Source organism: Labrenzia sp. OB1, from assembly GCF_001624695.1.
GTDB lineage: Bacteria > Pseudomonadota > Alphaproteobacteria > Rhizobiales > Stappiaceae > Roseibium.
Genome location: NZ_JSEP01000005.1, coordinates 1 through 13,122, shown reverse-complemented (window position 1 = coordinate 13,122; position 13,122 = coordinate 1). Strand labels below are relative to the sequence as shown.

The 13,122-nt window shown below is 63.5% G+C and carries 14 protein-coding genes; 4 read left to right on the top strand and 10 right to left on the bottom strand.

Annotated features, from left to right (window positions below):
* The 4 genes from OA90_RS08070 to OA90_RS08055 are packed head-to-tail and all read right to left on the bottom strand — an operon-like array spanning nucleotide 1 to nucleotide 4,563.
* Nucleotides 1-1,923: a VWA domain-containing protein gene (locus tag OA90_RS08070; RefSeq protein WP_068409288.1), complete on the bottom strand. Its 1,923-nt coding sequence runs from the start codon at nucleotides 1,921-1,923 to the stop codon at nucleotides 1-3.
* A gap of 13 nt (nucleotides 1,924-1,936) precedes the next feature.
* On the bottom strand, nucleotides 1,937-2,746 hold the full coding sequence (locus OA90_RS08065; RefSeq protein WP_068409286.1) for a CbbQ/NirQ/NorQ/GpvN family protein: 810 nt from the start codon (nucleotides 2,744-2,746) through the stop codon (nucleotides 1,937-1,939).
* Nucleotides 2,743-4,098 carry a cbb3-type cytochrome c oxidase subunit I gene (locus tag OA90_RS08060; protein WP_068409284.1) on the bottom strand — a complete coding sequence of 452 codons (1,356 nt, stop codon included), beginning with the start codon at nucleotides 4,096-4,098 and terminating at the stop codon, nucleotides 2,743-2,745. The genes OA90_RS08065 and OA90_RS08060 overlap by 4 nt, the downstream gene beginning before the upstream one ends.
* A 12-nt stretch (nucleotides 4,099-4,110) precedes the next feature.
* Nucleotides 4,111-4,563, bottom strand: a complete 453-nt coding sequence (locus OA90_RS08055) for a cytochrome c (RefSeq protein ID WP_068409282.1) — start codon at nucleotides 4,561-4,563, stop codon at nucleotides 4,111-4,113.
* A 191-nt stretch (nucleotides 4,564-4,754) separates the two neighbouring features.
* On the opposite strand from OA90_RS08055, the gene OA90_RS08050 reads away from it, so the two are divergent.
* Nucleotides 4,755-4,964 (top strand): DUF1858 domain-containing protein, encoded by a 210-nt coding sequence (locus OA90_RS08050; protein WP_068409280.1) that lies wholly within the window; start codon nucleotides 4,755-4,757, stop codon nucleotides 4,962-4,964.
* Nucleotides 4,965-5,085: 121 nt separating this feature from the next.
* Here the strand turns inward: OA90_RS08050 and OA90_RS08045 are convergent, their stop codons facing one another.
* Nucleotides 5,086-5,781: a Crp/Fnr family transcriptional regulator gene (locus tag OA90_RS08045; protein WP_068409278.1), complete on the bottom strand. Its 696-nt coding sequence runs from the start codon at nucleotides 5,779-5,781 to the stop codon at nucleotides 5,086-5,088.
* Nucleotides 5,782-5,881: 100 nt separating this feature from the next.
* On the opposite strand from OA90_RS08045, the gene OA90_RS08040 reads away from it, so the two are divergent.
* Together OA90_RS08040 and OA90_RS08035 are read left to right on the top strand one after the other, a co-directional pair.
* On the top strand, nucleotides 5,882-6,313 hold the full coding sequence (locus OA90_RS08040) for a pseudoazurin (protein ID WP_199823642.1): 432 nt from the start codon (nucleotides 5,882-5,884) through the stop codon (nucleotides 6,311-6,313).
* Nucleotides 6,314-6,407: 94 nt separating this feature from the next.
* Nucleotides 6,408-7,589, top strand: a complete 1,182-nt coding sequence (locus OA90_RS08035) for an NnrS family protein (RefSeq protein ID WP_068409276.1) — start codon at nucleotides 6,408-6,410, stop codon at nucleotides 7,587-7,589.
* On the opposite strand, the gene OA90_RS08030 is transcribed toward OA90_RS08035, so the two are convergent.
* The 5 genes from OA90_RS08030 to OA90_RS08010 form a co-directional block, all read right to left on the bottom strand.
* The gene (locus OA90_RS08030) at nucleotides 7,556-8,380 is read right to left on the bottom strand and encodes an SUMF1/EgtB/PvdO family nonheme iron enzyme (RefSeq protein WP_068409274.1); all 825 of its coding nucleotides are present in this window, start codon (nucleotides 8,378-8,380) and stop codon (nucleotides 7,556-7,558) included. The two genes, OA90_RS08035 and OA90_RS08030, sit on opposite strands and share 34 nt — an antisense overlap.
* Before the next feature lie 78 nt (nucleotides 8,381-8,458).
* The gene (gene nirK / locus OA90_RS08025) at nucleotides 8,459-9,607 is read right to left on the bottom strand and encodes a copper-containing nitrite reductase (RefSeq protein ID WP_068409273.1); all 1,149 of its coding nucleotides are present in this window, start codon (nucleotides 9,605-9,607) and stop codon (nucleotides 8,459-8,461) included.
* 158 nt (nucleotides 9,608-9,765) lie between these two features.
* On the bottom strand, nucleotides 9,766-11,070 hold the full coding sequence (gene chrA, locus OA90_RS08020; protein ID WP_068409270.1) for a chromate efflux transporter: 1,305 nt from the start codon (nucleotides 11,068-11,070) through the stop codon (nucleotides 9,766-9,768).
* Nucleotides 11,070-11,933, bottom strand: a complete 864-nt coding sequence (locus OA90_RS08015) for a sulfurtransferase/chromate resistance protein (RefSeq protein ID WP_068409268.1) — start codon at nucleotides 11,931-11,933, stop codon at nucleotides 11,070-11,072. The genes chrA and OA90_RS08015 overlap by 1 nt, the downstream gene beginning before the upstream one ends.
* 562 nt (nucleotides 11,934-12,495) lie before the next feature.
* Nucleotides 12,496-12,786 carry a hypothetical protein gene (locus OA90_RS08010; protein ID WP_156510432.1) on the bottom strand — a complete coding sequence of 97 codons (291 nt, stop codon included), beginning with the start codon at nucleotides 12,784-12,786 and terminating at the stop codon, nucleotides 12,496-12,498.
* Nucleotides 12,787-12,921: 135 nt separating this feature from the next.
* Here OA90_RS08010 and OA90_RS28490 point away from each other — a divergent pair.
* A partial coding sequence (locus OA90_RS28490) for a transposase (RefSeq protein ID WP_156510431.1) occupies nucleotides 12,922-13,122 on the top strand: 201 nt, incomplete at its 3' end.

Below are 13,122 nucleotides of genomic sequence, written 5' to 3'. Positions count from 1 at the left end.
TCAGGTCTCCTGTATCAGCGAACGATAGATATCGGGAAGCGCGCGGGTCAGGCGGGCTGGATCAGGCAAAAGGGTGAACCCGGCCCGGTTGAAGATCCGCGCGAACCAGTCCTGACCGTCGGCATCGATGATGATGGCGTGCACCGCCTGGCCCTGCATGCGCGCTTCGCGCACCGCCATGCGGCTGTCCTCGATCCCGTAGACGCCTTCATAGTGATCGAGATCGTTGGGTTTGCCGTCGGTCAGCACCAGCAACAGCTTGCGAGTCGCGGCTTCCGTCGCCAGTTGCGCCGAGACATGACGAACCGCCGCGCCCAGCCGGGTGTAATGGCCGGGACGCAGATTGCCGATGCGGGCGGTCACCGCCGCGGACATGGCCGCGTCGAAACGTTTGCAACGCGTCAGGAACACCCGGTCGCGGCGCAGGGACGAGAAGCCCCAGATGCCGAAACGGTCCCCCGCCGCGTCGATGCCACCGGCCAGCGCCACAAGCGCCTCGCGCGCGGTGTCGATCACCGAGCGCTCGCCGATGACCGCTTCCGTTGAGCGCGAGCAATCCATCAGCACGGCAACGCTGAGATCGCGTTCGGTGACCCGCAGGCTCTGATAAATCCGGTCACTGCCGGCGCCTGTGGCACGCAGGGAAACCTGGGCGGCAATCAGCGCATCGAGATCCAGTTCCGCGCCTTCGATCTGGCGCGGTCGCAGAATACGGCGCGGATGGGGGGTCTCGAACTGCCGCCGGACCCGTGCCACCAGACGCGGATCGGCAACGATGCCCTGCTCCGCATCGGCACTGGCCTCGGCTTCCAGCACGCGGCAGTGATCGGGCAGATAGGCGCGGGCACGGTGGTTCCATTCCGGGTAGGTGCTGTGATCCGACAGACGCTCGTGGTCGGCGTCCTGCGGCGCCAGGTCCAGATGCAGCCGCAACCTTGTCGCGGCGCGCATGTTGTTCTGCGACAAGGTGATGTGATCCTGATCCTCGGCCGCTTTTTGGGCATTGTCCTGATCGTCGTCGTCGACCGAGCGGTTGAGGTTCATGCTCTCCACCCAGCTCAGGATCGCCTCGAACCGGTGGATGATGAAGCTGTCCTTGCGGTTGGCTTCTTCGCGATCCTCACGGATGCCGATTTTCCGGGTCGTCGTCGCCAGCCCCGGCGGGGCCGTTCCGGCCTCCGGATCGGCGGCCGCCTTGCCGGCTTGCGCAGGCTCCAGCCTTAACCAGATCGGCACCGGCACGGGTGGCGCGTAACCGCGCGGCGCTTGCAGCATGCCAGCCCGGTACCGGCGCATCAGATCGCCGGCAGGCGCCCCGGGCAGTCCCGGATCGCCCAGATGCCAGCGCGTCAGCTCCTCGACCAGGGTTTCGGTGCTGCCGGTTGCGTGGGATACGCGTGTTTCCAGAAGATGCGCGCGCAACGCCACATGAAGGCTCACCAGCCCCGGACAGGCCGCGAGCACACGCGCCGTCGCCGCCTGCATCGCCAGCAGATGCCGCAGGTCCTCCGCAAGCGGATCGGTTGACGCTCCGGATGGCGGCAGGATCTCGCCGCAGGCCGCCATCGCAGCCAGCCACAGATAGGCGGCACGGTTGAGATCGGCCGCCGGAAACACATCCATCACCGGCGGCAGCCGCAGACGATCGCCGTCGAAGCTGGCCAGATATTCCAGTTGCCGCGTGTCGCCGATGGTGTGCAACGTACCGCGGCGATGGCGCGAGGCCGTGGCCGCCGAAGCGCCGATTTCAACGCCGCCCGCACCGCCCAGCGCCCGAAACAGCACCGCAAGGCTGACGCGGACCGCCTCCAGAGGTACCGCACAATCGCGGTAGCCTTCGCTCGAGGCCATCCGGCTTGCCCAGTCGTGCCAGAGATTGCCGACGGTTTCCTCCGGCTCCATCAGGTCGAGCGGTCTGATCATGACGCCCCCCTTTCTATCCGTAGATCACGGCGATCAGATCGCGCAGGGCCTGCTGCACGTCCGCCTCGTCCGTCAGCGGTTCGATCACGGCGACTTCCAGCGCCCGCTCGAGCGGCATGCCGCCGGCAATCAGCGTGGCCGCATAGATCAAAAGCCGTGTCGAAATCCCTTCTTCGAGATCCATACCCGACAGGCCCCGCACATGGCCGGCAAGCCGCACCAGAGGCGCGACGCGGCTTTCCTCCAGGCCGCTCTCCCGGGACACCACGTCCACTTCGGTGGCCGCATCCGGGAAGCCGAAGCCGATCGACAGGAAGCGCTGCCGGGTGGACGGCTTCAGGCGCTTGAGAATATTCTGGTAGCCGGGGTTGTAGCTCGCCACCAGCATGAAGCCCGGCGGCGACGTCAGTTCCTCACCGGTGCGGTCGATCAGTAGCCGTCGGCGGTTGTCGGTCAGGGGATGCAGCACCACGGTGACATCCTTACGCGCCTCGACAACCTCGTCGAGATAGCAGATCGCACCTTCCCGCACCGCCCGGGTCAAAGGCCCGTCGACCCATGCAGTCTCTCCTCCGCGCAACAGGTAGCGGCCGATCAGATCGGCCGCCGAAAGATCGTCGTGGCAGGCGACCGTATAGAGCGGACGGCCGAGCCTGGCCGCCATATGCTCCACGAACCGCGTCTTGCCGCACCCGGTCGGCCCCTTCAGAAGAAGGGGCAGACCATTCGCGTGGGCCGTTTCGAAAACCCTGCATTCATTGCCGACAGCACGATAGAACGGGACATCCAGCCGTCCTGCGATTTCCGTCATATGCGCGTTCATGCCCGCTCTCCTTCCGGAAGGACATCACTTTTGCCCGGCTCGATGATCTCGCGCCGGATAACCAGCTGGCTGTAGATGAACAGCAGGGCTCCGAGCACGACCGCGACACCGGCGCCGAAGCGCATGATGTAGAAGATCTCGAGCTGGTCCTGCACGTCCATGTAGTAGTCGCCGACGACCCGCTGCATGTGGGTCTGGATGGTACCGGCGAAGGTCAGCACGAAGGTCATGAAGGCCATGCCGCCGGTCATCAGCCAGAAACTGGCCATGTTGAGCACCTGGTTATAGGGCTCCCGGCCCCGCAGCATCGGCATTGCGTAGGTGAACATCGCCAGGTTCAGGGCGACATAGGCGCCATAGAAGGACAGATGCCCGTGCGCCGCCGTCACCTGGGTGCCATGGGTGTAATAGTTCACCCCGTGCAGCGTGTGCAGGAAGCCCCAGACGCCGGCGCCGAAAAAGGCGACCGTCGCCGAGCCCAGCGACCACAGCAGCGCCGCCTTGTTGGGATGGTTGCGCCGGCCTTTCCAGACCATCAGGAAGGCAAAGCTCATCATGGCGAAGAACGGCACCACCTCGAAGGTCGAGAACACCGAACCGACCCACTGCCAGTAGCCGGGCAGGCCGATCCAGTAGAAATGGTGGCCGGTCCCCAGGATGCCCGAGAACAGCGCCGTCGCGACGATGACATAGAGCCATTTTTCGATCACCTCGCGGTCGACGCCGGTGAGCTTCAGCATCAGGAAGGCCAGGATCGAGGCCATCACCAGTTCCCAGGTGCCTTCGACCCACAGATGGACGATGAACCACCAGTACATCTTGTCGAGACTGAGGTTCGACGGATTGACGAAAGCGAAGATCCAAAGCAGCGACAGCATCCACAGACCGGTCAGCAACACGTTGGTGATCGCGGTCTTGCGGCCGGCGAGCACGGTCAGCGAGATGTTGATCAGAAAGATCACCGCCGCCACCAGGATGCCGAATTTGACCCAGAGCGGTTGCTCCAGGAACTCGCGGCCGCCGTGAATGCCGACCAGATAGCTGCCCACGGCACCCAGTGTGCCGACGACGAGGATGATCAGTTGCAGATAGGCCAGCTTGACCGAATAGATCTCCCGTTCGCTTTCCTCCGGCACGAGGTAATAGGCCGCCCCGAAGAACCCCAGCAAGAGCCAGACGATCAACGCGTTGGTGTGGATCATGCGAATGATGTTGAACGGCAGGAGTTCCGACAGCGTGTTGGGGGAGATGTAGATCCAGCCCGCCAGCAGACCGCCGGCGACCTGGATACCGAACAGCCCCATGGCCACCAGAAAATAGGCGTAGGCCACTTTTTGCGATTGATATTTCATGAGTTCTCTCCCTCATCCCGCGTCGTTCGGCGGCCAGTTCTGGGTGTCGGTCTGGTCGGCCCAGCGCAGGAACTCGGACAGCCCGCGCATCTCTTCCTCATCGATGACGAAATGCGGCATCTGGCGGCGGCCTTCCACGCCGGAGGGCTGTGCCTGCATCCAGCCATCAAGGATTTCATAGGCCGCCTCGGGATCTTCCATGACGCCCCAGCGGGTCATCACATTGCCCAGTTCGGGCGCGAAGTAAGCGCCTTCGCCATGCAGCGTGTGACAGTTGATGCAGCTGTGGCGCTCCCAGACTTCCTTGCCCAGCTTGACCTCTTCGCTCAGCGGCATGCCCGCGGTCGAAACCGCCACCACATAGCGGTGGCTGTGAATTGTCATGGCCACAAAAACGACTATGAAGAACAGGGATCCCCCATAAAAAACGTTCCTGGCCCGCGACTTAGTAAGGATCTCTGACATCGTGCCAAATCCGATCGTTGTTGCGGAGGCAACCGGATTACCGCGATCTCAATCGGCCGTTGTTGTCGCAGAACAAAGAGGGCGGAGAATTCACGTGCGAGGAAGAAGACCACACGCCGTCAGGAGCTGGGCTGCCTGACAGTCTTCAATCGCACGCTTGGGGCGCGACAGCATGCACGGAGCCGCGTGCCATGAAACGAGCGAAGATCGACGATCCCGACCTGCCGCTGGCCTTGTTGTTCAAGGCCTGGCCGCAGACCGCCGCCGTGTTCATCCGGCACGGGATGCTTTGCTACGGATGCCCGATCACACCGTTTCACACGGTCATCGATTGCTGCCGGGAATACCATCTGGAGGAACAGGCGTTCCGCGCCGAGCTTCGCGCCGCGGCGGGACTGTGAGCGCCGGGCTAGCGCATGTCGCGTTGATTTGAATTCAGGAAATCACCCGAACGCATTTGCAATGCAAACGCTGCCTCGGGTGGTTTCCGGAATTTTCGAATCCATCTAAGCGCGACATGCGCTAACCCGATATCCCGCTTAGCAGCACCAGTTGATGCGGCTCGGTCACCACGATGTGCCGCCGCGTGCTCTCCACGATGCCCTGCTTCTGCCAGGCGCTCAGCACCCGGCTGACCGTGTGCAACGTGGTGCCGGTCATTTCCGAAATGTTCAGCCGCGTCACCGGGAAGGCGATTTCGATGCCGTTGTCGACTTTCCTGCCGGACTGGTTGACCATCCTGAGCAGCGCCGAGGCGAGCCGCTGTTCCACGGCCTGTGTCGCCAGTTCGGTCAATTGCGACTGGATATCCTGCAACCGGTCACCTACGACCTTGTAGGTCTCGGAGGCAAACCCGTCATAGGTCGACGTGAACTCATCCCAGAGCCGCATCGGCCACGACAGGGCCAGTGTTTCGGCGGCCGTCATGGCCGTGGCGGGATAGGTGTCGCGCCCGAGCGCCGCCGCAATACCGAAAAGCTGACCGGGCGCGATATGCATGGCGATGATGTGCTCGCCGCCGGCCGTCGTCTTCACCGCGCGGATATAGCCGTCGAGCAGAAGATAGAACCGCTCCGCGGGCATGCCCTCCGAAAACACCGACACGCCCTCGTCGAACCGCTTGGCGACGGCCAGGTCGAGAATCTCCCGGATCTGTCCGCGATCCAGACGCCGGAAAGGCGGCACGCCCGCCAGCAGACTTTCGTCGATCTTGTTCAAGCGTCGTCCCGGAGTTTGTTGCAGCACAAAGTCTTTGCGCGGTGACTTAAGCATAACGGGGCCACAGAAAATACACCGGAAACGAAGAAAGGGATTTCCGATGCTACGCAAAACGCTCACGCTGGTGGCCGCGCTCACTCTGATGACGGGGGCCGCCTTCGCGGAAACCCACGAAGTCAAGATGCTCAACAAGGGCGAGGCCGGATCCATGGTGTTCGAACCCGACTATGTCGCGGCAGCCCCCGGCGACACGGTCGTGTTCCTTTCCGTCGACAAGGGCCACAATGCCGAAGGCATCAAGGGGATGCTCCCGGACGGCGTCCCCGCTTTCAAGAGCAAGATGAGCAAGGATTTCTCGCTCGTTGTCGAGGCCGAAGGTGTCTACGGCATCAAATGCACGCCCCACTACGGCATGGGCATGGTCGCGCTGATCCAGGTCGGCGATGCCACCAACCTGGAAGCCGCAAAGTCCGTCAAGCAGAAGGGCAAATCCAGAAAGCGGTTTGAAGAGATCTTCGCCAAGGTCAGGTAACCGCCGGACGTGTGGATCGAAAACGGGGCGGTGCCGCAAGCGGGCATCGCCCCTTTCTGTTGGAACGCAAGCCGAAAAGACCGGAGGCACTGCCATGTCAGGTTCAAACCCGAAATCCTTCGCCGGACCGGCGCTGTTCAGCTACGGCTTCCGCCCCTTTTTCCTCGCCGCTTCGGTATTCGCCATCGCGGCGATTGTCGTCTGGATGCTGATCCTGGACGGAAGCGTCACGATTGCCGGCCCGTTCACGCCCACCGACTGGCATGTCCATGAAATGCTGTTCGGCTATGCTTCCGCCGTCATCGCCGGATTTCTGTTTACCGCGATCCCCAACTGGACGGGCCGGATGCCGAAACGGGGCTGGCCGCTGTTCCTGCTGGTGTCGCTGTGGATCGCCGGACGATTGGCCTGCGCCGGTCTTTTGAAGTTCGGAGCCGTGGCGGTGATGGTGTTCGACACCGGATTTCTGGCGGCGGTCGTGTCGATGGCCGTGGTGGAGATCGTCGCCGGTCGCAACTGGCGCAACCTGATGGTCGTGGTGCCGGTGCTCATCCTGTTCGGAGCCAACATGCTGTTTCATGTCGAGGCGCTAATCTACGGCAGCGCCGATACGGGCCGCCGGCTGGGTCTGGCAGTTGTGATCTTCCTGATCACGCTGATCGGCGGCCGGATCATTCCCAGCTTCACCCGCAACTGGCTGGTCAAACGCGACCCCGCACATCTGCCGGCCCCCGCCAGCCGCTTCGACGCGCTCTGCCTGGTGGCCGGCGCCCTTGCCCTGCTGACATGGGTGTTTCATCCCGATGGCGGCGCGGCGGGAGGATTGCTGCTGATCGCCGCCGCATTGCACGCACTGCGCCTGAGCCGCTGGCAGGGCCTGCGCACGGCGCCCTCACCTTTGCTGCTGATGCTGCATGTGGCCTACGCGTTTGTGCCCCTCGGCCTTGCGGCGTCGGCGGCTGCGTCCTTCGGCCTGTTGCCTGCTGCCGTTGGCCTGCATCTGCTCGGCATCGGCGCCATCGGCGGCATGACCCTTGCGGTGATGATGCGCGCCTCGCTCGGTCACACCGGCCACGCGCTTGTGGCCGGGCCGGTTCTGACGGCCGCCGCGTCTATGGTTTTCCTGGCGGCGCTGGTCCGGGCCTGTTTCCCGGATGTGTCCTTCGCCGGCATGAGCGGGGTCTGGATCGCCGCGCTGTTGTGGGCCGCGGGCTTTTCACTCTTCGCCCTGCGCATCGGCCCCTATCTGGCCCGCACCAGCCGGAACCCCACATAGTCCGCCGGCAAACCGGCGGCACAGCCACCCACCTTCGGGTTGCGCACGAGATCGACTATGATCGCCCGGTGCTTGCCCTCAGCGATATGCGCGCCGCAATATTCCGGCTGCTTTAAGGGCGGAACGCCATCGGCCGTCAGCTCCGCGTTGGTCACGCAGGTCGTGGTCCATTCCCAGACGTTGCCGGACATGTCGACCACCCCGAGGGAGTTCTCGCCGAAGGTTCCGCGCGGTTGTGGCTCCGGCTCGGCATCGCCCCGCGCGGCGACGTTGCGCGCATAGGCGGCCAGCCAACGCTGTGCCGGATCGTCCTCGTCTTCGGCAACGATCTCGTCCTCGAAAAACCGTTCTGCCGCCGCACGCTGCCATTCCCGGTCATCGGGCAGACGCCAGTGCTGGCGGGTCTGGCGCGAGAACCAGGCCGCATAGGCCGTTGCGTCATACCAGTTGACCTCGGTTTGCGGCAGCTCCGCGCTTGTAGCGCTGCCGCCCAGCGAGACGACGGACGCCTGACAGGCGCCATCGGCCACACAGGCGGCATATTCGGCGCGGCTCACCTGAAATTTCATGATCTCCAGAGGCGTGTCAGCAACCTGCGTTTCCAGCGGCGCGTCGACCAGTTTTCCGTAAAAGCGATACGCCCCGGCGGGCCGGTAGCTGTATTCTCCCGGTGCGATCACGACGGTTTCCGGCAGGTCCGTGATGGCGGGCCGGGTCAGCGTCCACACGCTCACCGCTGCGGCGGCTGCCATGACCGACAGGGCCGCACCGGCCGGAAGGAGGGAGTTCATTTCAGTCCCCTTTCACATGAAAAAAGGGGGCCGCCGCAAAAACGGCCGCCCCCAGGTCCGGGATTGCCCCGGCCGCTGTCACGGCAGCGCAGTCTTGCCCTCGAAGGCGCTGTCATATTCCGTGGGAGCGACCACCTGTTCCATCAGATCGTTGTTCCAGTCGCCTTCCACCAGCACATGTGCCGTGGCGCCGAGGTTCACGGCCTCGATCAGATTGTGGTTCACATAGGCGTAGACGCCCGGCTGCAGGAACTCATAGAGCGCCGCCCCGGCGGAACCGCCACGGATGAACCAGGTTTCCAGATCCCGGTCGGGCGGGTTGTTGAACTTGCCCATTTCCCAGACCAGATCGCCGTGTCCGCCGATCAGGTGCGGCCGGGAGTCCCGGTTGGCCTGACTGTGGACGAACAGCACCCGCTCGCCCTGGGCGGCCGTCAGCGCACCTTCGCCGGTCAGGGCGCCGACCTTGCCGTTGAACACCACATGGCTGGGGATCAGCCCGTTCATCACCTCGAGCGTATCGGAATAGCTGTCGCCGACATCCTCGAACCGCATGTAATCGCCGTTCTCGTCCTTGGGGATATAGAAGTCGTTCTCGCCGATATAATAGACCCGGTCGTAGGTCACGGGCTGGCCGTTGTGATCGCTTAGCCCGTCGCGCGGCAGCACCATGATGGCGCCCGACATGCCGGAAACGACGTGCCAGGGGATCATCGGGCCGCCCGGTGCACAGTGATAGACAAAGGTGCCCGGCCGCGTCGCCTTGAAGCGCAGCGTGGTCTTTTCGCCCGGATTGACCAGCGTCAGCGAGCCGCCGCCCAGGGCGCCGGTGGCGGAATGAAAATCGATATTGTGCTGCATCATGTTGTCGGCGCTGTTGAACAGCGTCAGTTCGACATAATCGCCTTCATGCACCACCATCAGCGGACCGGGCACCGAGCCGTTGAAGGTCATGGCCTGCAGATAGGCGTCGTCGGCGATCTGCATTTCCTTCTCGACGATCTTCATCTCGAATTCGACGATCCGCGGCTCGGCGGGGCCGACCTGGTCGTGCGCATGCACGAAGGGTGGCGCCACCAGCTTGTGCTTGATGCGTGTGAGGGTGGACAGGTCGACCGGCGGCGCCATGGACGTGTCCATGATTTCCTCGCCCTGTGCGGCCTTTACGACAAGCGGGCTCGCGGCAATGCCTGCGGCACCCATCAATGCAGCTCTACGCGTCAACATCGGTCTCTCCTTCCGGTTTCAAATTCCGTCGGAGAGGGATTTAGCAAGTCGGCCTGCGCGCCACGTTGTTCCAGAACAACGTAGACGCATTCCGGGCCGGGAGACCGCGCTGGCGCGGTTCGAACGGCCGCCCCGGAGCGCCTGGGCACCGCTGCCCGTCAGACCTGCGACAGGCCGAGCCCCAGCAGCGCGCAGACTGTCAGGGTCAGCGGGATGCCCTTGTGCAGGCGCAGCACCAGCAGCCCCGCGACCAGCGTCAGCACCGGCACCCGCCAGTCCAGCGTGGTCACGTCCGGCAGCAAGGGCCTGAGCGGTCCGAAGTCCAGCCGGAAGACGTCCGAAAACGTGACCTGCAGGGCGAACCATATGGACAGGTTCAGGATCACGCCGACCACCGCCGCCGTGATCGCATCCAGCGCGCTTTTCAGTTTCGGCATCGCATGAAGCCGCTCGATATAGGGCGCACCGGCAAAGACCCACAGGAAACACGGAACGAAGGTCGCCCACAGGGTCACAGCGGCCCCGGCCGCCCCCATGACAAGATCCGGTGCGCCTGCCCCGTCGCGCGCCGCCGCCAGAAAGCCGACAAATTCGGTGACCAGGATCAGCGGACCCGGCGTTGTTTCGGCCAGGCCCAGCGCATCCGCCATTTCAGCCGCGCTCAGCCAGCCGAAGCCGCTGACCGCCTCCTGCGCCATATAGGCCAGCACGGCATAGGCGCCGCCGAAGGTGACCGTCGCCAGCACAGAGAAGAACCGGCCGATTTCGCCCAGCACCTGCCCGGGAAAGACAAATTCCAGCAAGAGCAGCGGACACCACCACAGCGCCAGCCAGACCATGATTGTCCGCACCGTGCCCCAGGGGCTGACAGCCGCCCGCCCCTGCGCAACCTCACCCGTCCCGCTCCCGTTACCCGACACCAGCCCAACCGCCGCGGCAGCCGCTATGAGCAGCGGATAGGGCGCATCGAAGACGAACAGCGCCACGAAGGCCCCCGCCGCGATCCAATAGTGCAAAGGACGGGTGAGCGCCCGCCGGGAGATGCGCAGCAGCGCCTCGAGCACGATCACCAGAACCGCCGCCTTGACGCCCAGGAACAGCGCCTGCACCAGCGGCATCGCCCCGAAGGTCACGTAAAGCGCAGCCAGCAGCAGCATCAACGCCGCCCCCGGCAGCACGAACAGCAGCCCCGCCACGAGGCCGCCGACCGTGCCGTGCATCCGCCAGCCCGCATAGGTCGCCAGTTGCATGGCTTCCGGTCCGGGCAGAAGCATGCAGAACGACAGCGCGTTCAAAAAGCTCTGCTCTGAAAGCCAGCGGCGGTCCTCGACCACCTCCCGGTGCATGAGCGCGATCTGGGCCGCGGGCCCGCCGAACGACAGCACCCCGATCCGCGCCCACACCCGCGTCGCAGCGGCAAGGGACGGCACGCCGTCCCCGTTCGCGTTTTCATTCGCCGTCATCAGGACCACGGCTCCGCTTTGGTGGCAGATGAGGAGGCCGGGGTGGAGGCTGAACCGGAAGAAGGTATCCAGTCGTGGCCTTCCTCGAACCCGTCCCGCGCCCAGCGATAGAGCGCGTCATAGACGGTCATGCCGGCGTCAAGCTGCTTCACATCGTCCGAATACTGCCGCGACAGGCCGACCGAGACCGCCAGCAGGCCCGCCGCCTGGGGCGACAGATCGTGCCGGTTGGTATCGGCCGCGCGAATGACATCCGCCAGACGCTCCAGGGCCGCACTCTTGAGCTCGAACGTCTCCAGCATCGTATCGAAGGTGCAGCGGTCTCCGTGGTGCGAGAAATGAACGTTCTCGATGTCGAACGGCGTCGCGCCATAGCGGCTCGCCACGCCTTCCACCTCGACGGGGGACACGAACAGAAACCGGGCCTTTGGGTCGACAAACCGCCGGATCAGCCACGGGCACGCGATACGGTCGATTTTAGGGCGGTGCCGTGTGACCCACAGCGTCGCGCCATCGACCGGCTTCGGGATCGACCCGGCGGGGATGCGCAGGGTTCCGGGCGTGTCCCGCCACGCATACATGCCGCCGGACAGATATTCCGCCTGAACCCCTTCCGAGCGCAGCCAGGCGACCAGCCCCTGACTGAGCTTGATCCCGCGCTGGCAGGTGATGACGCAGGGCCGTCCGTCCAGCCGCTCGACAAGCCCGCGTTTATCCGTATGCGGGTGCCGGAACGAACCGGGGATGAAATACGGGTCCTCGTCGAAGTCCGGATCGATGGAAATATCGACGATAACCGGGCAGTCCGGCGTACCGATCAGGCGCTGCAGATTGGAGATGGTGATTTCATTGGGGGCTGGCATTTTCGGCTCCTTGATCCTCAATCGAACACACTTGCCGCCGCCACCGGCGCCGAAACAAATGTCGCTCGCGAATCTTGAGCCTGAGCCTCACGGGGCGTTCGCAGGAACCCCATGGGGAAGGAGTAGCGGTGGAGGGAGGGGGTGTCAACTGAGGGGGGAAAGGCTTGCGGGTTCTGTTTCGTTGTGGAGAACAAGGCGGTCCGAGTGGTGGCGGTTCGGGCGGGAAACTGACTTTCGCTCCACAGGTACAAATGACCGGAAAGGGGCAGTAAGCTTTCAGGCAAGTTACGGGAACGAACCTGTGTAAGCAGACATTCGGCTTGTGTGTGAGCGATGCCGCTCTCGGCCCGGAGCGGTCATTGCACCATTTGTTGCGAAATGTCGGCTCCAGTCCTGGAGGAGACAGTCGGGTTGGGACTGTTGGATCAGCTGAGCGACCATTGCTTGTGGTCGAAACGAAAGTCTGCATCCCGCAGAGTATTATGGCTGCCCCAAATTGGAGACGAAATTCCTTGTTAAGTGTGCAAAGTCGTGCGACACTTTGAATGTGACGGCCATGCCGTCATTTTTTTTGGACTGGAACTATGAAGAGCGTTTCACTCACATGTTCCGCCGCCAGTATTTGATAGTGCTCCAGCACTAAGTCTCGCATCTCTTTACGCACCATGACTAGCTTGCGGCCGTAATAGGCTGCCGCCAGACATTTCGTGAGAACCGATGACAGCCTATACAAATGGGATGTTGCGGTGTGCGAAGCAGCCAGCTCCACGCTGGCAAAGGCGTTTCGAGCCAAGAGACGCTCATAAATTGTATCGTCTATCGAACGAGCGTGCTGCACACCGATCATGTTCACAAAGCGACTCGAAAACGATCCAGCATTGTAACCAGCGTAACCACCCGATTGCCACCGCCTGCCTGACTTGAACCGATTATTGTAAGAGACGTGCATAACGACGTCGTTTGCGACGTGTCTTATGCGGGGTTGTCGATGCGTGGTGAAATTCTTGGAGTTGAGCGGCGAAGGCGGTGGCGAGATGAGGACAAGCTCGGGATCGTGATGTCGGTCGGGGTTGATGGCGCGACGGTGACCCAGGTTGCGCAGCGCCACGATGTGAGCCGACAGCAGATCTATACTTGGCGGCGTGAGCTGAAGAAGAAAGGATTGTGGTCGCCGGACGACGGCGCGCGC

Coding starts and splice junctions, on each gene's coding strand:
- chrA (WP_068409270.1), bottom strand. CDS start 11,070: ATGACGGCGAATGAAAACGCGAACGGGGACGGCGTGCCGTCCCTTGCC.
- OA90_RS08050 (WP_068409280.1), top strand. CDS start 4,755: ATGAAACGAGCGAAGATCGACGATCCCGACCTGCCGCTGGCCTTGTTG.
- OA90_RS08015 (WP_068409268.1), bottom strand. CDS start 11,933: ATGCCAGCCCCCAATGAAATCACCATCTCCAATCTGCAGCGCCTGATC.
- nirK (WP_068409273.1), bottom strand. CDS start 9,607: ATGTTGACGCGTAGAGCTGCATTGATGGGTGCCGCAGGCATTGCCGCG.
- OA90_RS08030 (WP_068409274.1), bottom strand. CDS start 8,380: ATGAACTCCCTCCTTCCGGCCGGTGCGGCCCTGTCGGTCATGGCAGCC.
- OA90_RS08060 (WP_068409284.1), bottom strand. CDS start 4,098: ATGAAATATCAATCGCAAAAAGTGGCCTACGCCTATTTTCTGGTGGCC.
- OA90_RS08035 (WP_068409276.1), top strand. CDS start 6,408: ATGTCAGGTTCAAACCCGAAATCCTTCGCCGGACCGGCGCTGTTCAGC.
- OA90_RS08065 (WP_068409286.1), bottom strand. CDS start 2,746: ATGAACGCGCATATGACGGAAATCGCAGGACGGCTGGATGTCCCGTTC.
- OA90_RS08070 (WP_068409288.1), bottom strand. CDS start 1,923: ATGATCAGACCGCTCGACCTGATGGAGCCGGAGGAAACCGTCGGCAAT.
- OA90_RS08055 (WP_068409282.1), bottom strand. CDS start 4,563: ATGTCAGAGATCCTTACTAAGTCGCGGGCCAGGAACGTTTTTTATGGG.
- OA90_RS08040 (WP_199823642.1), top strand. CDS start 5,882: ATGCTACGCAAAACGCTCACGCTGGTGGCCGCGCTCACTCTGATGACG.